15 protein-coding genes are annotated in these 19680 nt (G+C 63.3%); 6 read left to right on the top strand and 9 right to left on the bottom strand.

Annotated elements, in window-relative coordinates; genetic code table 11:
* Positions 1 to 16 precede the first annotated feature (16 nt).
* From FG13_RS17640 to FG13_RS17630, 3 genes are all read right to left on the bottom strand, one after another.
* Positions 17 to 3355: a DEAD/DEAH box helicase gene (locus tag FG13_RS17640; RefSeq protein WP_035828413.1), complete on the bottom strand. Its 3339-nt coding sequence runs from the start codon at positions 3353 to 3355 to the stop codon at positions 17 to 19.
* A 174-nt stretch (positions 3356 to 3529) separates the two neighbouring features.
* A complete protein-coding gene (locus tag FG13_RS17635) occupies positions 3530 to 5236 on the bottom strand; it encodes a methyl-accepting chemotaxis protein (protein ID WP_035822962.1) in 1707 nt (568 codons plus the stop codon).
* Between the two features lie 207 nt (positions 5237 to 5443).
* Positions 5444 to 6334, bottom strand: coding sequence for a LysR family transcriptional regulator (locus tag FG13_RS17630; RefSeq protein WP_035822960.1), 891 nt, complete (start codon positions 6332 to 6334; stop codon positions 5444 to 5446).
* A gap of 114 nt (positions 6335 to 6448) precedes the next feature.
* Between FG13_RS17630 and FG13_RS17625 the strand changes: the two genes are divergently transcribed.
* A complete protein-coding gene (locus FG13_RS17625; RefSeq protein WP_200880292.1) occupies positions 6449 to 7630 on the top strand; it encodes a serine hydrolase domain-containing protein in 1182 nt (393 codons plus the stop codon).
* Complete coding sequence (locus tag FG13_RS17620) at positions 7627 to 8817, top strand: MFS transporter (RefSeq protein ID WP_051959184.1); 1191 nt, start codon at positions 7627 to 7629, stop codon at positions 8815 to 8817. The genes FG13_RS17625 and FG13_RS17620 overlap by 4 nt, the downstream gene beginning before the upstream one ends.
* Here FG13_RS17620 and FG13_RS17615 read toward each other — a convergent pair.
* The 3 genes from FG13_RS17615 to FG13_RS17605 all read right to left on the bottom strand — a co-directional run bounded on the left by FG13_RS17615 (position 8782) and on the right by FG13_RS17605 (position 10863).
* A complete protein-coding gene (locus FG13_RS17615; RefSeq protein ID WP_035822958.1) occupies positions 8782 to 9327 on the bottom strand; it encodes a DinB family protein in 546 nt (181 codons plus the stop codon). The genes FG13_RS17620 and FG13_RS17615 overlap by 36 nt on opposite strands.
* 31 nt (positions 9328 to 9358) lie before the next feature.
* On the bottom strand, positions 9359 to 9958 hold the full coding sequence (locus FG13_RS17610) for a MarC family protein (protein ID WP_034781292.1): 600 nt from the start codon (positions 9956 to 9958) through the stop codon (positions 9359 to 9361).
* A 116-nt stretch (positions 9959 to 10074) separates the two neighbouring features.
* Positions 10075 to 10863 (bottom strand): AraC family transcriptional regulator, encoded by a 789-nt coding sequence (locus FG13_RS17605; protein ID WP_081922626.1) that lies wholly within the window; start codon positions 10861 to 10863, stop codon positions 10075 to 10077.
* A 101-nt stretch (positions 10864 to 10964) separates the two neighbouring features.
* Here FG13_RS17605 and FG13_RS17600 point away from each other — a divergent pair, with 101 nt between their 5' ends.
* From FG13_RS17600 to FG13_RS17590, 3 genes are all read left to right on the top strand, one after another.
* A complete protein-coding gene (locus FG13_RS17600) occupies positions 10965 to 11879 on the top strand; it encodes a DMT family transporter (RefSeq protein WP_035822956.1) in 915 nt (304 codons plus the stop codon).
* Between the two features lie 41 nt (positions 11880 to 11920).
* Positions 11921 to 13531, top strand: coding sequence for a toxin-antitoxin system YwqK family antitoxin (locus FG13_RS17595; RefSeq protein ID WP_152598798.1), 1611 nt, complete (start codon positions 11921 to 11923; stop codon positions 13529 to 13531).
* A 349-nt stretch (positions 13532 to 13880) separates the two neighbouring features.
* Positions 13881 to 15611, top strand: coding sequence for a methyl-accepting chemotaxis protein (locus tag FG13_RS17590; RefSeq protein WP_035822952.1), 1731 nt, complete (start codon positions 13881 to 13883; stop codon positions 15609 to 15611).
* Position 15612: 1 nt separating this feature from the next.
* Here FG13_RS17590 and FG13_RS17585 read toward each other — a convergent pair whose 3' ends face one another.
* Positions 15613 to 16764 carry an AI-2E family transporter gene (locus FG13_RS17585; RefSeq protein ID WP_035822949.1) on the bottom strand — a complete coding sequence of 384 codons (1152 nt, stop codon included), beginning with the start codon at positions 16762 to 16764 and terminating at the stop codon, positions 15613 to 15615.
* Positions 16765 to 16925: 161 nt separating this feature from the next.
* Positions 16926 to 17933 (bottom strand): hypothetical protein, encoded by a 1008-nt coding sequence (locus tag FG13_RS17580; protein WP_152598797.1) that lies wholly within the window; start codon positions 17931 to 17933, stop codon positions 16926 to 16928.
* A 122-nt stretch (positions 17934 to 18055) separates the two neighbouring features.
* On the opposite strand from FG13_RS17580, the gene FG13_RS30485 reads away from it, so the two are divergent.
* A complete protein-coding gene (locus tag FG13_RS30485; RefSeq protein WP_161784189.1) occupies positions 18056 to 18199 on the top strand; it encodes a hypothetical protein in 144 nt (47 codons plus the stop codon).
* On the opposite strand, the gene FG13_RS17575 is transcribed toward FG13_RS30485, so the two are convergent.
* Positions 18196 to 19257 carry a GGDEF domain-containing protein gene (locus FG13_RS17575; protein WP_051959183.1) on the bottom strand — a complete coding sequence of 354 codons (1062 nt, stop codon included), beginning with the start codon at positions 19255 to 19257 and terminating at the stop codon, positions 18196 to 18198. The genes FG13_RS30485 and FG13_RS17575 overlap by 4 nt on opposite strands.
* Positions 19258 to 19680: the final 423 nt, after the last annotated feature.

Raw genomic sequence — 19680 nt, 5'->3', positions numbered from 1 at the left:
CATGGTCATGGGGCCGTCAACCCATCTCCACCAAAAACTCATGCATCCCCGTATGCGGCAACTGCGCGCACGCTGGCGCAAAGTGCGGCAACTGTCCCCACAGCAAGGGGTTGCCGACGACGTACACATAGTGCTGCGCGCGCGTCAGGGCCACGTTGAGCAGGTTGGACGTGGCGGCAGCCCATTGCGCGGCGCCCACCGTGCTGTCGTCGGCGCCAAGGACCAGCATCACCACGCTTTGCTCCTTGCCCTGGAAGGTGTGCACGGTGCCCACCATCTGGCTGCTCCACTGGCGCAATTCGCGCGCCGTGGGCGCCTTGCCGTAGCCGAGGCGGCGGTCCCAGTCCATGTCGACGATGCGCGAACGCAATTCATTGCGCACGGCCTTGAACGGCGTAATCACATACATGTCGGGCAGCTTGCCATCGCGGCGATACAGTTTCAGCAGCACTTCCAGCACGAAATCGAGCTGCACGGGCACGACCTGCTTGTAGCTGACGGCGCCGACGGCGTCGATCCAGCGGCTGGGGCCACGCGTGAGACCCCGCGCGCCGGCCGGCGGCGTGCGGTCAGCCAGCCCGTAGACCATCTTGTCTTCGTAGGCGATGCTGTTGGCCAGCGAAAACATCGGTTCCACGCAGCGGCGGTGCACGCGCAAGGGGCTGCCTATCCACAGCGGCTGTGCGCTGCCGGCGCCGACCTGCGCGCCATAGCGGTTGGCCTTGTCCGCCAGCGTCTGCACGGAAACGCTTGTCGGCGCATAACTGCCATCCTGCGTGTGCGGCGACAGGGCGGATAACGTTTGCACGAGACGGCCCGGCACCGTGAACACAGGTTCGATCTGCAGCGGGTCGCCGACGACGACGGCGCGCTTGGCGCGCCACAGGCTGCCCAGCGCCGCCTGTGGCACGGCCTGGCCCGCCTCATCGATGAACAGCCAGCCCAGCGATTCAGGACCCATGCCCTGGAACTGGCGCGCGAACGAGGCAAACGTGGTCGACACGACGGGCACCACCATGAACAGGCTGTGCCAGACCATGGCGATGTGCGACTGGTCGTAGGCGCGCTTGTTTTTCAGTAATTTCGACACGGCCAGCAAGTTGCCGCCAAAGCCGGGACCACCCTTCTTTGCCACTTCCGCCAGCCACGCTTCATGCAGGGCCAGGGCCTTGGCGAACAGGCGCGAGCGCAGGCGCGCCAAGGCCGGTTCATGCCACAGGCCGCCAATTTGCAGGGCGTCGCCGTCCAGCTCGTTCAGGGTCGCTGGCGCGATGATGGTGGGGAAACGCATGCGCGCGCGGCGCAGCAGTTCCGTGCTGTCATCCCATTCGCGCTGGCGCGATTGCGCCGTGCGCAGGGCGATGTGCAGGCTGTTGCGGGCGCGCTCGCAGCGCGGCTCCAGCTCGCCTTTGAGCAGCAGCTTGATGGCGGACACGTCGCGCGCGGCCTGGCGTTGCGCTTCGGCATTGGCGACGACGGCCTCCTTGTAAGCACGCGCAGGTGCCGTGCGGAACAGCCGGGCAAAGAAACCGGGTTGCGTCAGCGCCACCAAGCGTTCCTCTTCCAGCAATTCCTTCTTGCTGGCGAGCAAGGTATCCTGCTGCGCCAGCGCGTCGGTCAGGGCGCCATTCGCCGCATCCATCTCTTGCTCAGCGGCGATCAGCGCTTGCTGGCTGGCCTCGATGAAATCTGCTTCCGTGCAGGTACCCACGGCTTGCCACAGGGCCGCGTATTGGGCGTGCTCGGCCAGGGCCTTTTCCACCACATGTTCCGTCTCGCGAAACTCGCGCGCCGCCTGGGCGAAGCTCACGCCCTGGTAGTTGGCCAGCCACTGGCGGATATTCTGCGTGTTCGGCGTCTTGCGCGCCGTGGTTTTGTCCCAGTCGTCGTCATAAAAATTGCTGACGAAGCGGCGGCGGTTGGCGCTATTGCCCAGCGCACAAGACATCAGTCCCCACGGCGCTTCCTGCTCGTTCAGGGCGCGGTTGGCGCCATTGCCGTCGGCCACGACCCGGCGCGCCACGCTTTCAAAATAGCGCGTGCGCGCCCATTCCTTGCCCAGCTGCTTGGGTTTTGGCAGGTCGCCGGAAATGTTTTCTACCGCTGCATTGTTCGACGAGGCGACGACCATTTCAAAGCCCGTCAGTTCCGGGCGCAAGCGGGCGATGGTGATCGGGTCGCGCACGCCTTCGAAGGCCACGGCCACCTTGCCGATGAAGGCGTCGCCGGCGCGGTCCAGGCAGGACAGCACGCTGGCGCGGCGCACGATGTTGTCGGCGAACAATTCGCGCAGCAAGGTCGTCTTGCCCGTGCCCGGCGGACCGTTGACGGAAAAGATGCCCCGTTCGCTCAAGCCCGTGCGCGCGCCATGGATGGCGAACTGCTGCATCAGGCTCATGGCGTAGCTGGCGTCTTCCAGCCAGTGGCCCCGGTTCATGTTGGCCGGATTGAGCATGGCGGCCAGCGCCTGGCGTCCGGCCGGGCTGTACAGATCGATGCGCTCATCCTGCGCCAGCGGCGTCAGGTAGGCGGCGACCGTCGCGGGAAGCTTGCCGCCACGTAAGGCGCGGATGATCTGTTCCAGGTCATCGAGGTAAAAACTGTTGAGAATGTCGACGCTTGCTTCCACCGCGTCGCCAAAATCCAGCGTACGGTTCTGGCTGGACTCCAGCGTATCGGCTTCCGTCACCGCAGCGCGTTTCTTGCGTGTGCGCACTTGCAGCACGGCCAGCGGTTGGCCGGCCGACGGATGGAAGCCGGCCCAGTCGCGCAGCAGATCGGCCAGGGCCGCGATTTCCATGCCGGACAGGGGCGACGAGACATTGCCGGCCTCGTCCGTCACCTGCTGTGGCGTGCGGCTGGCCGCGAAGTTGCGCAGGCTGTCTTGCAGCGCCAGCTGGCTGTCGCTGAAGGCGTCCAGGCTCAGGCCGGACCAGTCCGGCGTACGGGCGCGGCCCAGCGCCCACGGCAAGGTTGACACGGAGACGGGATCGAACTGCGGCTCGCCCAGCGCATTGAGGTTCAGGCGGGCAAAGCACGAGCGTCCCAGCAGTTCTGTTTTTTCTGTTTCGGCCATGTTTTCCGGGCCGTTGGCCGGCGGGCAAGCCTTGTTGATTTCGGCCTTGTCGAACACGCCGAGGAACAATGAGTAGCCGTCGATCTCGCGGTCGGACGGCACTTGCCATTGCGTGGCGAACTGCAGCGGCAATTGCGCCAGCTGTTCGCGGTGCAGGAGACGCACGGTGGACTGGTCTTCAACGTCCGTGATTTGATTCAGGTCAAACGGGATAAAGAATTCGATCTTGTGCCAATACTCCAGGATAGCCAGGAGGCGCTGCTGTTCTGCCTGATTCATGATGACCAATATTTTGTAAAGCGAGCGAGGATTGTAAAGCGTATGCGCGGTGCACGTTTTGCACTTTCGCCTATTGCGCGGGCTTTGCCGCAAAAAAAGTGGTGATTGCGGACGAAAAAAAGCCAGGCAGCAACTTCCTGCCTGGCTTTCTTGCGGGGAGGGTGTTGCTATTCGTTAAAACTCTTCCCATTCGCTCTCGGCGCTGGCATTGCTGCGGCGCGCCGGCGCGGCCGTGACGGCCTTGCGTGCGGGTGCGGGTTTGGCTGCGGGGCGGGCGATGGCGGGCGCTGCTGGTGTTGTGCGCACTGGCGTCAGCTTGGCTGCGCTGGCGACATGGTTGCCGGTTTTAAAGAAGCCCACCACGTGCGCCAGTTCGCCCGCCTGTTCCTGCATGCTTTGCGAAGCGGCCGCCGCTTCTTCCACCAGCGCCGCGTTTTGCTGCGTGACTTCATCCATCTGGGCAATGGCCATGTTGATCTGCTCGATGCCGATGGTCTGCTCGTGCGTGGCGGAGGTGATTTCGCCCATGATGTCGGTCACGCGCACGATGCTGTCGACGATGTCGCCCATGGTCTGGCCCGCTTCGTTGACGAGGCGCGAACCCGTGTCCACGTTGGCGACGGAGGCCGCGATCAATTCCTTGATTTCCTTCGCTGCGCCAGCCGAGCGTTGGGCCAGATTGCGCACCTCGCTGGCCACGACGGCAAAGCCGCGTCCCTGCTCGCCGGCGCGCGCTGCTTCCACGGCCGCGTTCAAGGCCAGGATATTCGTCTGGAAGGCGATGCCGTCAATGACGCCGATGATGTCGACGATCTTGCGCGACGAGGCGTTGATGGTGCCCATGGTGTCGACCACTTGCGAGACGATGCTGCCGCCGCGCACGGCCACTTCCGACGCGCTTTTCGCCAGTTGGTTGGCCTGGCGCGCATTGTCCGCGTTCTGCTTCACGGTCGAGGTCAGCTCTTCCATGGCAGAGGCCGTTTCTTCCAGCGAGCTGGCTTGCTCTTCCGTGCGGGACGACAGGTCGAGGTTGCCAGCGGCAATTTCGCTCGATGCCGTGGAGATCGCCTCCGTGCCGTGGCGCACTTGCGCCACCACGCCCAAGAGGCTGGTGTTCATGGCTTTCAGGGCGCCCAGCAGGCGGCCCGTTTCATCGCTGGAATTGACGACGATGTGCGACGACAAGTCGCCCGAAGCCACGGTTTCGGCCACGCTGACGGCCGCATTGATGGGCTGGGTGATCGAGCGCGTGATGATCCAGGCAACAAAAGCGCCCAGCAGCACGGCCACGCTGCCCAGGGCAATCATGGAGGCGCGCGCGCTGGCGCTCAGCGTTTCGGCGTCCGTTGCGGCCTGCGCCGCCTGCTGCGCTTCATACGCGACCAGGCTGTCAAGCGCGCCCAGCACGATCTTCAGGCTCGGTGCCGCCTGCTGCGTCAGAAAGGCGATCGCCTCTTCCGTCTGCCCCGCATTGCGCAGCTCGATGACCTTGTTGTTCAGCGGCGCGCCCGATTTCAGGGCGGCATCGAGTTCGGCCATCAGCGCCGTTTCCTTGTCCGTCGAGATTTTCTTTTGCAAGGTTTCCTTGGCTGCGCCGTATTTCTTGCGCGCTTCGCCAATTTTCGCCAGTTCCGCCTGCACCAGCGCTTCCGTCGGCGCCACCACAATGCTCGTGATCGCCAGGGTAATATTGCGCACGTTGTCGCTCATGGTATTGGCGGCCGCCATCTTGACGTTCTTGTCGGCCACGATGTCGTGCGTGCGCGAGCTCAGTTGCCCCATGGAATACAGGCCGACGAGCAAGACGGCGACCAGCAGACCGAGGACGACAGCAAACCCGATCCCGAGCCGGGTGCCGATTTTGAATTGTGTGAGTGACATGATTGCTTTCGTGTTGCGGAAGTGAGGGAAAACGGCGACAGGCCACGGCTACGGGTTTATACGTAGCCACGGCCAGTCTGTAATTGTTCCTCAAAATTCCGCACTGCAATACAAAAACTTGTATCAAGTCCGCGAAAAGCTGAAAAACTGGTAGCAACTTAACTAAGTTGTCGTGTGGAAACAACGAGCGCGGCGCTGGATGCGGGCTTAGTTTTTCGGAAACACGTGGGTGGCCAGGAAATCGATGAAGGCGCGCAGTTTCGGCGTCAGGTGGCGGCTGCTGGGCCACAGGATGCGGAAGGTGCCATCGTGCTGGCGGTGCGCGTCCAGCACCGGCTGCAAGCGGCCTGCGGCCAGCGCGGCGCGCACGGCGAAGTCGGGCAGGGCGGCGATGCCCAGGCCGCTTTCGGCAAAGTGCAGCAAGGTGTCGACATTGTTGCAGTTGAGCAGGGCCGGCAAGCCGGCCGCCTGCAGGGCAGGCCACTCGGGCAAGGGCCAGGCCTCGACCTTGCCGCTACTGGGAAATTTGTACAGCAGACAAGTGTGCTGCGCCAGGTCGGCGGGAAGCCGCGGCGTGCCATGTTGCGCCAGATAGGCGGGTGCGGCCACCAGTTGCAGCTGGAACTGGCCCAGCTGGCGGCTCATCAAACGGCTGTCGGCGCTCTCGCCCGCGCGCACGACGGCGTCGTAGCCTTCCTCGATCACGTCGACCCGGCGGTCGCTGAAGTCGAGGTCGAGTTCCACCAGCGGATAGGCGCGCGCGAACGCGGCCAGCACGGGATTGAGCAGGCTGCCCACCTGCGGCAGGCTGACGCGCAGCCGCCCTTGCGGTGCGCTCTTGCTATTGGATAACTCCAGCTCGGCCGCTTCGATCTCGCCCAGGATGCGCCGGCAGCGTTCCAGGAACACCGTGCCCTCGCTGGTGAGCGCGATGCTGCGCGTGCTGCGCTGAAACAGGCGCACGCCGAGGCGCTCTTCCAGCCGCGCGATGCTCTTGCCCACGGCCGAGGCGGAAATGCCGAGCACCCTGCCCGCCGCCACGAAACTGCGCGTTTCGGCCGCCTGCACGAAGGCCGTGAATCCCGCCAGGTTGTCCATGTGGTTCCTCTTTGATTGCGGATGCCAACGTCCGCACAGACAGAAACTATAGCCTGTTTTTCTTTGATCGCGCCTGGCTTACCTTGGCAGCCTGATCATTTGAAAGGCTACGCCATGATGTACAACTTCTCTCCTGCGGCTTTGTCCGCCCGCATCGATCCCTTGCTGGACGTTGTGTTGCACCAGCAGCGCCTGGTGGGCGCCGTGGTGCTGGTGCGCCAGCGTGGCCAGGAAATTTACCGCCGCGCGGCCGGCTACCTGGACCGCGAGGCGGGCACGCCCATGGTTGAGGACGCCGTCTTTCGCCTGGCGTCCGTGAGCAAACCCATCGTCTCGGCGGCCGCGCTGGCGCTGGTGGGGCAGGGCCGCCTGGGCCTGGACGACCTGGTGACGCGCTGGCTGCCGTATTTTTCGCCGCGCCAGCCGGACGGTGCCGTGGCGGCGATGACCGTGCGGCATCTGCTCACGCACACGGCCGGCCTCGACTATGGCTTTTTCCAGCCGCCGGGCGGCGCGTATGCGCAGGCCGGGGTGTCGGACGGCATGGATGCATCCCGCATTTCCCTTGAGGACAACCTGCGCCGCCTGGCCACGGTGCCGCTCGCGTATGCCCCCGGCGAGCGCTGGGCATACTCGATTGCCACCGACGTGCTGGGCGCCGTCATCGAACAGGCGGCCGGCATGCCGCTGGCGCACGCCGTGGAATACCTGGTGACCGTGCCACTGGCCATGCGCGACACGGGTTTTGTGGCGAGCGACCCGGCGCGCCTGGCCGTCGCGTATGCGGACCGGGCAGCGGGAGAATCCCGGCCGCGCCGCTTGCGCGACGAGGGCGAAGACCATCTGCCGTTTCTCGATGGCATGGCAGGTTTTACCCTGTCACCGGCGCGTGCCCGCGATGCGCACGCCTACCCGTCCGGCGGAGCCGGCATGGTCGGCTCGGCGCCTGACTTCATGTGCCTGCTGGAAACCCTGCGCCTGGGCGGCGCGCCGTTGCTGCCGCCGGCGCTGGCGCGCCAGATGGGAGAAAACCAGACGGGCGGCTTCGACTTGCCGTTCTGGCCTGGTCGTGGCTTCGGCTTGGGTTTTACGATCTTGACGGACCCGCTTGCCGCCTCCACGCCGGAATCCACGGGCAGCTGGCGCATGGGCGGCACGTATGGCCACTCCTGGTTTGTCGACCCGGCGCAGGAATTGTCCGTGGTGGCGTTCACGAATACGGCATTGGAGGGCATGGCGGGGCTGTTCGTCGCGGAACTGTGCCAGGCAGTATATGGTGCAAAGGAAATGCCATGACACGCCCGCACCCGATCGTCTTCCTCGCGCTTGGCTTGTTCGGCGTCTACTGCATCGAGTTTGGCGTGGTCGGCATCTTGCCGATGATTATGCAGCGCTACGGCGTGACGGCCGCGCAGGCGGGGTCATTGGTGAGCCTGTTCGCCCTGGTGATCGCCGTGGGCGGTCCCTTTCTCGTGCTGCTGGCCACGCGCTGGCGCCGCAAGCCCGTGCTGATCGTCTCCCTGCTGGTGTTCGCGCTGGCCAGCGTGGCCTCGGCGTATGCGCCGCGCTTCGGGCTGCTGCTGGCGCTGCGCGTCGTGCCAGCCCTGTTCCACTCCGTGTATTTCTCGCTGGCCATGGTGGCGGCCGCCGCCCTGTATCCGCCGCAGCAATCGGCGCGGGCCGGCGCGCACGCATTTACGGGCACCAGCATGGGCATGGTGCTGGGCATTCCGCTCACCACGTGGATCGCCGCGCAGTATGGCTACGAGGCATCGTTCCTTGCCTGCGCCCTCGTCAATGCCCTGGCGGCGCTTGGTTTATATGTGTTCTTGCCGGACACGCCGCAGGAAGCGCCGATGGCGTATGGCCGCCAGCTGGCCGTGCTGCGCAAACCGGCCCTGTGGTTCACTATTGCCGCCGCTATGCTCGTGTTTGCCGCCATGTTTGCCGTGTATGCGTATGCGGCCGCGTACCTGCAGCAGAAAGCGGGCTTGTCGGCGCGACAGACGGGGCTGGCGCTGGTGGTGTTTGGTGTCGGTGGCGTGGCCGGCAATCTGTTCGCGGGGCGCCAGCTGGGCACGCAGGTGCTGCGCACGGTCCTGCTGCAACCCGTGCTGCTGGGACTGGCGTACTGGCTGCTGTACCGCTATGCGGGCAGCGGTATCGGCTGGGCGCCCATGGCGGTGCTGCTGCTGTTCTGGGGCGCGGCGCACACGAGCGGGCTGATCGTCACGCAAGTGTGGCTCAGCAGCGAAGCGCGCGAGGCGCCCGCGTTCGCCATCGGCGTGTACATCGCCGCCATCAACCTGGGTGTGACGGTCGGTGCATTGGCGGGAGGCATGGCCATCGAGTCCTGCGGCATGCCGGGGGCCTTGGCCTGCGGCGCGCTGCTGGGTGCCTTGGCGCTGGCGGCGATTGCCGTGAAAGCGTGGCTGTACCGGCCGTCGTCAGTCTTCGATATGGTTGGGGATGCGAAACAGTAAATCCGTGTCGCCGATATCCACGCCCGCTTGCGACAGCAGGGTGCTGGCCTGGCCCCGGTGGTGCGTCTGGTGGTTGAAGAAATGCATGAGCAGGCTGAAAAACGCGCGCCGGTTCGGCCCCTTGCTGTTGCGGTAATCGAGCAGGTGGTCCAGGTCTTCTTCGCGGATGGAGGCGGCCCAGGCTACGATGAGCTCATCCAGCCATTGCCGGTGCGCGTGCATGGCGGCAAAATCCTCGGCCGTGAACAGCGGGTGCGTGAGCGAGGCGGGCGGCGTGATGGCGCGGATGGGGTCGAGCAGGGGGAAGCCGGCCGGGTGTTTCGCATAGCGCTGCAGCCACAGCGTGTCGCCCACCATCACGTGGTTCAGGGTGGCCAGCAGGGAACCAAAAAAGGCGCCCCGCTCGCGCTGCAGCTCGCCGGGCGGCAGGCTGGCCGCCGCCGCATAGACCTTGGCATTCATCCACTGGTTGTAATCGGCCATCAGGCAAAGGTGGGCGCAACGGCTCATGCTGGACTCCCTCAGTGGATGAATGACAATATTAAACGGATTTCAGGAACGCGCGTATGCCGGCCAGCAACATTTCTATGGCCATCGCCGTCAGGATCAAGCCCATCAGGCGCTCGAACGCCGTCATGACCCTTGGACCCAAGGCCCGCTGCAAGCGTTCGGCGCACAGGAAGACGGCCAGCCAGACGACGGCCACGGCCGTCAGCCCCGCCACGTGGGCGATGACTTCGTTCATTTCATGCGAGGAAAACAGCAGCACGGTGGCCAGCGCCGACGGGCCAGCCAGCGCGGGGATGGCCAGCGGCACGATGAACGGCTCGCCGCCCATCTCGTGGTCGCTATTGCCCGCGTTTGGCTGTGGAAACACCATGCGCATGGCGATCAGGAACAAAATCACGCCGCCGCCGATGCGCAGGGCCACTTCCGACAATTGCAAGGCGTTCAGGAAATGGCGGCCGAAGAACATAAACAGCAGCAAGATGCCGAAGGCGATCAGGCACTCGCGCACGACGACTTTCCAGCGCCGCTCGATGGGCACCCGTTTCAGGGCATTGACGAACAGGGAAACGTTGCCGAACGGATCGGTGACGAGCAAGAGCAGGATAAATGTCTGGAAGAAATTCTGTGTCATGGTGGTATGAATGAGGTCAACACCGCTGCCAGGATGGGCGCGGTGCGATAAGGCTTGCGATGATAACAAGAGCGGCGGCTATCGCCCATGATTATTGATGCATAGCAGCATTTTTTTTATGCAGCGATGACTTTAGCCTGGTAAAACGCGGTCGGCGTGGTGCCGAAATGCTTTTTGAACATGGCCGTGAACGCGCTTTGGCTCGTGTAGCCGTTGTCCATGGCCACGTCGATGACCTTGCTGCCGTGCGCCAATTGTTCCAGCGCCCGCAGCAATCGGGCTTGCTGGCGCCACTGGCCAAAGCGCATGCTCGTCTGTTTCTGGAACAGTCGGTGCAGGCTACGCTCGGTGATCGCCAGTTCCTGCGCCCAGTGCGCCACCGTCTGCTGTTCGCCCGGTTGTTCCATCAGCCGCGCGCAAATGCCGCGCAGGCGCGCATCGGTAGGTAAGGGCAGATACAGGGGCAGCACGGGCAGGCTGTCGAGCTCGTGCAACAGCAGCTGCAGCAGATGCCAGTCGCGGCTGCCTTCCGTGAAATCGGGCGCGATGTCGACGGCCGCCACGATCAATTGCCGCAGCAGCGGACTGATGTCGAGCACGCAGCTGTGGCTAGGCAGCAATGGAGAATTGGCGCAGTTGACGAACACCGTGCGCATTTTCACCGCGCCGCTCATGCGCACCTTGTGCGCGATGCCGGGCTGCAGCCACACGCCGCGCGTGGGCGGCACCACCCAGCGCCCGCCCTGCGCCTCGATGGTCATCACGCCCTCGATGGCATACAGCAACTGCGCATGCGTGTGGCGGTGCGCGGAAATCACGTGGCCGTGCGCATAGTCGACGGCCAGCGCCATGGCACGCGCCGTAACGGGCAGCAATTCCTGAAAGGCGTGGGAGGAACAATCCATCAAATAAGGTCAGTTTTGCGACAGGTATGGACATCTTAGCGCGAGAAAGCACAATGTGCCTGCGGCATGATGGTTCCCCGCAATGATTTATGGAGTTACGCATGCCTGTGCGCGCTTATCTGTATCCGTTCCTGGCCATGTTGCTGTGGGCCGGCAACGTCGTCGTCTCGAAGCTGGCCGCGTCCAGCATCGCCCCCACGGCCATCACTTTTTATCGCCTGGTGCTGGTCTTGCTGGTGATGACGCCGTTTATCGCCCGCCCCCTGTGGCGCAACCGCGCCGCTATCCGCCGCCAGTGGTGGCAGCTGGCCCTGTGCGGCCTGATGTCGATGGCGCTGTTCCAGAGTTTGTCCTACCGCGCCGCGGAAAGCACCACGGCAACGAATATGGCCATCGTCACGGCACTGGCGCCCCTGATGACGGCCCTGCTCAGCGTGCTGCTGCTGGGCGAGCGCCTGACGGTCGGCATGGCGGCCGGCGGCGTGCTGTCGTTTGGCGGCTTGCTGTACCTGGTCGGACGTGGCGACGTGCTGGCGCTGCTGCATCAAGGTGTGCATGCGGGCGACGCGCTGATGCTGCTCGCTTGCCTGAGCTTTGCCCTGTACGGCGTGCTGCTGCGCCGCTGGCGTCTGTCCATTCCCGCTTGGCAAGCTATTTATTGCCAGGCCCTGGCGGCGCTGGCGTGCATGCTGCCGTTCTTCCTGCTGCTGCCGCCCGGCAGCGCCAGGCTGGACGCCACCACCTTGCCGCTGATCGGCTACGCGGGCATCGGTTCGTCCATCGTGCTGTCCTACCTGTGGATCGAAGGCGTCAAACTGCTGGGGCCGAACCGCTGCAGCATCTACGTCAACCTCCTGCCCCTGCTGACGGCCCTGCTGGCCATCGTCTGGTTGCACGAAAGCATGCATGTGTACCACCTGGTCGGCGGCGGCATCTCGCTGCTGGGCGTGCTGCTGGCGCAGACGGTGCAGCGGCCCCTGTTTGGCCGGCGTCCTGGCGTGAGCGGTCTTGCCTGAACGGCCATGCATAATGGCGGTTTTCAGGCAGTGGAGTGGGCATGCGGCAAACTTTTTGGATGAGCACGATGGCGGCGCTGCTGGCGCTGGGTAACTTGGCGCCAGCGCAGGCGGCGGTACGTTTCTATGAAGGCCAGCCCATGGCCTACGCCACTGCCGTCGAGCGCCGCGACGGCGGCGTGGTGCTGGCCTTCCTGCGGGAAAGTGGCGAAGTCAACGGCTACTACTGCCAGTGCAACGGGGTCAGTGAAAAACGCATGAACCTGGACAAGTACGGCAAGGCCAGCATCGCGGCCGTGTTCCAGCTTGACCTCGACAGCGAGGGCGAAACGACGTTCGTGCTCAGCCGCAACGGCGGTCAGTACGGCTTGCATGCCTACCGCTACGAGCGCAGCGGCGGCAGGATGTTCAAGGTGACCACCTTGCAGCCGACCCTGGACGCCATCGTGCGCGGTGCGAAAACCATGGACGAGGCGCGGGTGCGCGCTGCGCTGGCCCGCTTGCAGCTGATCGACTACAGCATCGCCTACGCACCGACGGGCGTGGCCGAGTTCGACGCCATCGAGCATGGCCACGGTACCCTGGTCGGCTATTTCAATATCGATGGTGACTTGTTGCCCGGCAAGCCGGCCGATGCGCCCGCGTTTGCCTATAAAAAAACCTTCGGGGAAAAGGATGGCCATTTCCTCACGGTGACCTATCTGCTGGGCAAGGGATGGGAAGGGGGCCGCGCGCCCAGTTATCACATCAAGTGGATCACCTGGGAAACGCAGCCGCAGCGCTTTGCCGCCAGCCAGGATGGACTATTTATCGAATACGACGTGAATTGCTGCAGGGGCAGCGTGTTTGCCCGCGGCCTGTATGCGCAGGGCAAGCGCACGGGGCAGTGGCACTATGAAGAGCCGCTCACCATCCGCTCATTTGGCGCCTTTGTCGACGACAAGGCTGAAGGAGCATGGACGTATGTAAGCGGCGAAGAAACGACGACGGGCATGATGCAGCGTGGCCAGCGCACGGGCCGCTGGGAAGTGAGTCCGGGCGTCGAGGAATGGCGCGACGAGGGCAAGGGTAACTACCAGGGCTTCGATACCTACCTCAAGGACAGGCTGGATGGACCCAGTGAGCGCCGCGTCGAAGGCGTGGTGCACTGGCAGGGCAACTATGTCAATGGCAAGAAGCAGGGCCAGTGGGTGGAGCCTGGCGGTGGCGGCAACTACGTCAATGATGTGAAACAGGGGCCGTGGAAGAAAGCGGCGCCCGATGGCGGCTGGCAAGTGTTGACGATGGTTGACGGCAAGCCTGACGGCAAGCTGGAGCAATACGCGGCCAGCGGCCAGCTGGAACTGGCCGAACATTATCGCCTGGGCGAGCTTGAGGGCCCGATGGAGAGTTTTTATCCGGACGGCAAGCGGCGTTACCAGGGCAGCTTTGCCGGCGGCAAGCGCGACGGGGCGGAAACCCTGTTTTATCCCGATGGCGAAGTGCCGCAATTTCACCGCAACTGGCACAAGGGCGTGCTGCATGGCGTCAACATCGAAAATTTCCAGAACGGAAAACCGAAGCAGATCGGCGCCTATACCATGGGCAAGAAAACGGGCCGCTTCCAGTACTTCCGCGACGATGGCCAGCTCATCGAAGAAACCATGTATTAACTAATTGGCTAACATAAATGGCATTCCGGCGCGAGCGCGCACGATTGCGGAATGCCAGTTCTGCGCAAAAAACATCATCCGCTTGTTACAAAGCGTGAAAATCCATGCTGGATGTTGCTACTAGTAATCTTTCCCTGTATCTTGCAGTCAGGAAATAAAAGTACAGAAAACCTCAACCCTGTTGATCTGTCTTGCACTCCTGACGATATGCGCGGGCCGCCTTCCCCCCTGCCGCCGCACACGCCGTATCGACCTGTCCTGAACAATTCACGTGACCCGCCCATCTGGCGCTTGCTGCTATCCCGTTTGGTGAACGCAGGCATGGTTGCGCCCTTACCAAGGAAACTGCATGCTGTCGAATATAACAATAAAAATGCGCCTGATTGCCACCATGAGTGTGCTGGGCCTGCTGATCGCCTTGCTGGGCGTCATGAGTATCATCAGCCTGAAATCGGCCAACAACAGCCTCAACGAGGTCTACAGTAATCAGCTGGCATCGACGCAAGCGATCGGCGAATCGCAGATTCTGCTGGGCCGCGCCCGGTTCACGATGGACCGCGTGATGGTGCATCCCGATGCGGCCGACGCCAAGGATATCCTGGCCCGTGCGGAACAATTCATGGAAGCGTCCAACAAGTCCTGGAAGGTGTACCTGGCCTTGCCGCAAAGCACGGACGAAAAGCGCCTGTCCGACGACATGGACAAGAAGCGCAGCGATTACATGAGCAACGGCTTGCTGGTCATGAGCAAGGCTTTGCGTGAAGGCAACGTTGCACAAGCGGACGGTTTGATGATGACGGGGCTGACGCCGCTGTACCGTACCCTGGACCAGGCCGCTGAAACATTGACGCAATACCAGGCCACTTCGGCCGCCGCGATGTATGCGGCCAGCCAGTCCAGCTACCGCAGCCAGGTGGCCATGGCCATCGGCGGCATGATCGTCGGCGCCTTGCTGACCATTATTTCCAGCTTTTTGCTGCTGCGCGCCATCTTTAACCCGCTGGATCAGGCCCTGCGCCATTTCGGCGCCATTTCCGACGGCAACCTGGCCAACGACATCGTCATCACGCGCAACGACGAAATGGGCGCCTTGCTGACGGGCTTGCTGAAAATGCAGGAACGCCTGTCGACCACCGTGCGCGGCGTGCGCGACGGCAGCGGCGCCATCGCCACGGCCAGCAATGAAATCGCCTCGGGCAATCTGGACTTGTCCAGCCGCACGGAGCAGCAAGCGTCGAGCCTGGAAGAAACGGCCTCCTCGCTGGAAGAGCTGACCTCGACCGTCAAGCAGAATTCCGACAATGCGCGCCAGGCCAACCAGCTGGCCGTGTCGGCCTCGGACGTGGCGGTGAAAGGTGGCGCACTGGTGGCGCAAGTGGTCGATACCATGGGCACCATCAGCGAATCGTCGAAAAAGATCGCCGACATCATCGGCGTGATCGATGGCATCGCCTTCCAGACGAATATTTTGGCCCTGAACGCGGCCGTGGAAGCGGCCCGTGCCGGCGAGCAAGGCCGCGGCTTTGCCGTCGTCGCCACGGAAGTGCGCAACCTGGCGCACCGCTCGGCCAGCGCCGCCAAGGACATCAAGATGCTGATCGAAGCGTCGGTGCAGAACGTGGGCGCCGGCAGCGAACTGGTCAGCCAGACGGGCACGACGATGGACGAGATCGTGGCCAGCATCCGCCGCGTGACGGACATCATGGGCGAAATCAGCGCCGCCGGCCGCGAACAGGAACTGGGTATCGGCCAGATCAATCAAGCCGTGGCGGAAATGGATACCGTGACGCAACAGAATGCGGCGCTGGTGGAAGAAGCGGCAGCCGCCTCGGAATCCATGCAGGAGCAGGCGGCGGCACTGGCCGAGATGGTCAGCATCTTCAAACTCGACGCCAACCATAGCGGCCCTGCCGCCAAGCCTGCCTTGCGCAAGCCTGTCGTGGCTGCCGCCAGCACGGCCTTGAAACGCCCGGCGCTGCGCCTGGCGCCAACCCGCGCCGCCGCAGCACCTGCCGCTGCCGCAAAGCCGCGTCCCGCCAAACCCGCGGCCGATAATAGCGGCGAGTGGGAAGAGTTTTAAGTTACTGCGCCGGCAGGGTGGCCTTGCTGCCCTGTTCCTGCAAGCGCGCCGCCTCGGCCAAGGCCTGGGCGCGCGCTTCTTCCGCTGCCTGTTCCGCTTTCTCATGCGCATCGTGTCGTGCCTGCAATGCCGCCCGCGCGCGCACGAAGACGATCTTGATGGCCGCCATCACGGGCACGGACAGAAAGATGCCCACCACTCCCCCCAACTGGTCGCCGGCCAGCAGCCCGACGATCACCATCAGCGGGCTCACTTCCACGCCTTCGCTCATCAAGTACGGATTGACCACGTAATCCTGGAACAAACGGTAGGCGGCGATAAAGCCGATCAGCCAGAATACGTGCTCGAAGCCGCTGAAACCGGCCACGACGACGGCGATGACGGCGGCTGCCAGCGGGCCGGCAAACGGGATGAATTCCAGCAAGGCGGCCGCGCCGGCCAGCAGCAGGCTGTACGGTACGCCCATCAGGGAAAAGGCGATGCTGTAGGACACAAAGGTGGCGATCGACAACAGCAGCAGGGCGCGCACATAGCGCGACAGCAAGATGTCGAGGTCATCGATGATGGCGCCCCAGAGCTTCTTGTTCGGGCGGTTCAGCAGGGACAGCAAGCCGTCGCGCATGTCCGGCCCTTCCTTGATCAGCAAAAAGCTCAGCACGGGCACCAGCACCAGATAGATCAGGTTGCTGGCCGCATGCATGACGGTCAAGCCCAGTTCTTTCGCCAGTGGCATGGCTTGTCCCGTACCGCTGCTCAGCTGCGACTGCATGAACGACAGCAGGCGCGCGCGCAACGGTTCCATGAATTCCGGCAACGGGATGCGCTCGGCAAAATTATTCCCCTTGAGCAAGGTCGGCAACTGATCGCTGAGCTTGATCGCCTCTTCCTCGATGCGCGCGCCAAAGATGGAACCCAGTATCGCCACCAGCAAGATCACCACGAGAAAGACGATGCCGATGGCGGCCGTGCGCGGCAAGCGTTTCGGGCCATGGCGTTCCAGCAGGCCGATCAGTGGATACACGAGGTAGCTGAAGAAAATCGCAAAGACCACCACGATCAGGGTCGACGAGACCTTGTAGGTGAGAAATAGCAGGAAGGCGATGAGGAACGCCGTCCACACCATCTTGGCAACGCGCAAGTTAAAACCGAACATATGAATTCCTTAGGGCAGGAGGCGACGCAAGCGTGACTGGCTTGAAGGGCAGGGTGGGCAAGGCAGGGACAGGGCCGCGCCGCACGGCCGGAAATCATACCGCAAAATGCCAAAATGCCATGCTCTTGTGCGTAATGGCAATGCTTTCCCTGCTCTTGCGCTTATTTTTCCCGCCAGCTGGCCACGGTGATGACGACGCCATCGTCCTTGTTGGGCTCGCGCAAGGTCACCGTATAGCGGCCGCTCGTATCGCTGCCGGTGAACACCACCTTGTCGTCATGGCCCTTTACTTGTGCGCCCTTGGCCAGCTTGGCGTAGGTGTTGAGCACCCAGTGGAAGTCGGCATAGCTGCGCAGGGTGATGTCCGCATCGGGCATGGGCTCGTCGCCCGCCTCGGCCGCTTCCGTGGGCGTGCGCATGGGCAAACCGGCCAGGCCGGCCGGTGTGACGATCTTGCCGCCGCTGGAACTGCTGTTCAACTCCGCATTCGGTAGCAGCAGGTGCAGCAAGCTGGCGGGAAAGCCGGGCGGCACGTCGCGCGGCTCCCAGCCGGGCTGGTTTGGGCGGGTGGTGATGTATTCCACTGCTGCAATGCTTTGCCGCTGTTCCGGCGCAGCCTGTGCCAGCATGGCCGGCACTTGTCGCGCCCAGACCAGCAGCGGCGCGGCCGTCTCGTCCTCCGCGCCTGGCGGCAGGAACAGGGTCAGCACGGCGTGCGTGGACGGCAGGCAGGCGGGGGCGGCGTCGCCAGTGGCCTGGCAATGGCCGTTGACGAGGCCCAGTGCCAACAGCTTGCGTTGCGGATCGAACAGCATGGCGGCGCGCCATGCACCGTGCGTGCCGGCATCGATGGAGGCCAGCACCGAGCGTCCGTCAGGCAGCATGGTGCGCGTGATGTCATCGAGTGAATGCATGCTGTCGAGCACCTGGCGCGCGATCAGGGTGTTGCCTTGCGTATAGCTGCCGCGCGCATAGCCGAGCAGCTTGAAGACGTCGGCGCGGATCTCCGGGTGCGCACTCAGGCGCAGCGGCGGCGACGGCACGGGCACGGTGGCGGCCACGAAGGCGGCATCTTCGGCAGAAACGGCTTGTGCCATGCTGGAAAGCGGCAAGCACAGGGCGGCGCACAGCGTCAGCATGCGCAGAGTGATTTTTCCTGGGGTGTTCAATGGACATCCTTGTCGAGACGCCATGCCGGACCGGTTGCCGGCATGCGCGGGCCGCGATCTTAGCATTTCAGGAATAAATCCCTTTCTGCCAAGCTTGGCTATTGAATCACTGTCCCGTTGTCATGGCCAAGATCACCATTTCCATCCTCAAGATCGGCGCCCTGGACAGCTGGGACGAGGTGGACCCCGAGCAGCGCGATCCGTGGAAGATGGCGCCACAAGCTTTGCTGGCGCTGCTAGATGCCAAACCCGGCGGCAATGCCTAGGCGGCGTTGAGCACGTAGCGGTTCTTGCCGCTTTTCTTGGCCTGGTACAAGGATTCATCGGCGCGCCGGTAGCTGTGCGACAAGTCCGCTTCCTTGATCAGCTCCGCCATGCCGATGCTGACGGACACCTTGCGTTCCGGCACGAAAGCCGCCTCGACGCTGTCGACCAGTTGCGCGGCAAAGGCGCAGGCCGCGTTTTTTTCGCCCAGGTAAATGACGGCAAACTCCTCGCCACCCAGCCGGCCGCACAGGTGCTCGCCCGACAGTTCAGATATCACGTCGGCGATCTTTTTCAGTACCTCGTCGCCCACGTCATGGCCGTACACGTCGTTGATTTGCTTGAAGTCGTCGATGTCGATCATCAGGAAATACGCGGGCGTGCGCGCCGTGCGCTGCAGGGTGCGGGCGCCTTGCGTAAACATGCGGCGGTTGTTAAGCCCGGTCAAGCCATCCTTGTAAGCCATCGTCGCCAGGTCGCGCTGGGCACGGTAGTTATGAATGCGCAAGACGAGAAAATAGATATTCAGCGCCAGGCCGATGATCACACTGATGGTGACGGCCAGCACGGGCCAATGCTGGTCTGCCTGGCCCGCATGCACGGGAAACTGCCCCAGCCCCAGAATGGCCCACACGCACAGCGACACCCCCAGGTAATACGCGATGTCGCTGAAGATGGGCGCCGTCGTCAGGGTGATCATCACACCCAGCGGCAACACCCAGAAAGCGGGATCGTCCGTGCCCAGCATCAGCACGCGAAAACTGAAAGCGATGAACAGCACGCTGATGGTGCCGCTGACGATGATGGCCTGCAAGGACTTCGCATACTTGGTCAACACCAGCCCGAGCACCATGCCCGTCACGCCCAGCGCCGCCTGCGCATGATCGAGCGAGGCGCGCGGCAAGGTCAGGCTGAACGTGACCAGCCAGCAGACCAGGCCAAACGTCAGGATGGCTATCGAAATGAAATGCAGTTCCTTGAAAAAGCGCTGCTGCTGCTCCCGTTCTCCTGAAAAGAACAGGTAATAAAAGGCAGGAGACAGGCTGCGTGAAGTGAACATTGCATTTGTCCAGGCAGACAACACGCCTTGCGGCAGGGGCGCCTCCCGGCAACGGCAGGCGGTATGGCGCGCGCACAAAATAGTTGCGCTCAGGAACTAGTGTACTGGTTTCTTGGGGGGTGTGGGGGATTGAGGCGAGGAAAACGATGGGCAGTGTCCTGCTGCCGCCACAGTATGAAGGAAGGGCGCTTATTGCTCGATCAGTACAGTTATACCGAAGCCATGCTGAAAACCACCTGGCGCTGCAAGACCAATCAGGATATCACCGCCAGCATCGTCGGCGTCTTGACGCGATGTTGGGCGGCAAGTCGGAACAAGTGTTGTAAACCTTTGGGAAGTGCTGCTGCCGAAGGCGGCTTGATAGCGTCAACATAAAATAAGGATTTCATTATTTCACTTTTCACCTTAAGTTAAAGTAAGGCC

The sequence above is a fragment of the Janthinobacterium sp. RA13 genome (assembly GCF_000745325.1).
GTDB classification, from domain to species: Bacteria; Pseudomonadota; Gammaproteobacteria; order Burkholderiales; family Burkholderiaceae_D; genus Janthinobacterium; species Janthinobacterium rivuli.
Note: the sequence above shows the minus strand (reverse complement) of the source record. Positions and strands in the feature narration are given on the sequence as shown.

Coding starts and splice junctions, on each gene's coding strand:
- FG13_RS17640 (WP_035828413.1), bottom strand. CDS start 3,355: ATGAATCAGGCAGAACAGCAGCGCCTCCTGGCTATCCTGGAGTATTGG.
- FG13_RS17620 (WP_051959184.1), top strand. CDS start 7,627: ATGACACGCCCGCACCCGATCGTCTTCCTCGCGCTTGGCTTGTTCGGC.
- FG13_RS17630 (WP_035822960.1), bottom strand. CDS start 6,334: ATGGACAACCTGGCGGGATTCACGGCCTTCGTGCAGGCGGCCGAAACG.
- FG13_RS17625 (WP_200880292.1), top strand. CDS start 6,449: ATGATGTACAACTTCTCTCCTGCGGCTTTGTCCGCCCGCATCGATCCC.
- FG13_RS17595 (WP_152598798.1), top strand. CDS start 11,921: ATGCGGCAAACTTTTTGGATGAGCACGATGGCGGCGCTGCTGGCGCTG.
- FG13_RS17615 (WP_035822958.1), bottom strand. CDS start 9,327: ATGAGCCGTTGCGCCCACCTTTGCCTGATGGCCGATTACAACCAGTGG.
- FG13_RS17610 (WP_034781292.1), bottom strand. CDS start 9,958: ATGACACAGAATTTCTTCCAGACATTTATCCTGCTCTTGCTCGTCACC.
- FG13_RS17635 (WP_035822962.1), bottom strand. CDS start 5,236: ATGTCACTCACACAATTCAAAATCGGCACCCGGCTCGGGATCGGGTTT.
- FG13_RS30485 (WP_161784189.1), top strand. CDS start 18,056: ATGGCCAAGATCACCATTTCCATCCTCAAGATCGGCGCCCTGGACAGC.
- FG13_RS17600 (WP_035822956.1), top strand. CDS start 10,965: ATGCCTGTGCGCGCTTATCTGTATCCGTTCCTGGCCATGTTGCTGTGG.
- FG13_RS17575 (WP_051959183.1), bottom strand. CDS start 19,257: ATGTTCACTTCACGCAGCCTGTCTCCTGCCTTTTATTACCTGTTCTTT.
- FG13_RS17585 (WP_035822949.1), bottom strand. CDS start 16,764: ATGTTCGGTTTTAACTTGCGCGTTGCCAAGATGGTGTGGACGGCGTTC.
- FG13_RS17590 (WP_035822952.1), top strand. CDS start 13,881: ATGCTGTCGAATATAACAATAAAAATGCGCCTGATTGCCACCATGAGT.
- FG13_RS17605 (WP_081922626.1), bottom strand. CDS start 10,863: ATGGATTGTTCCTCCCACGCCTTTCAGGAATTGCTGCCCGTTACGGCG.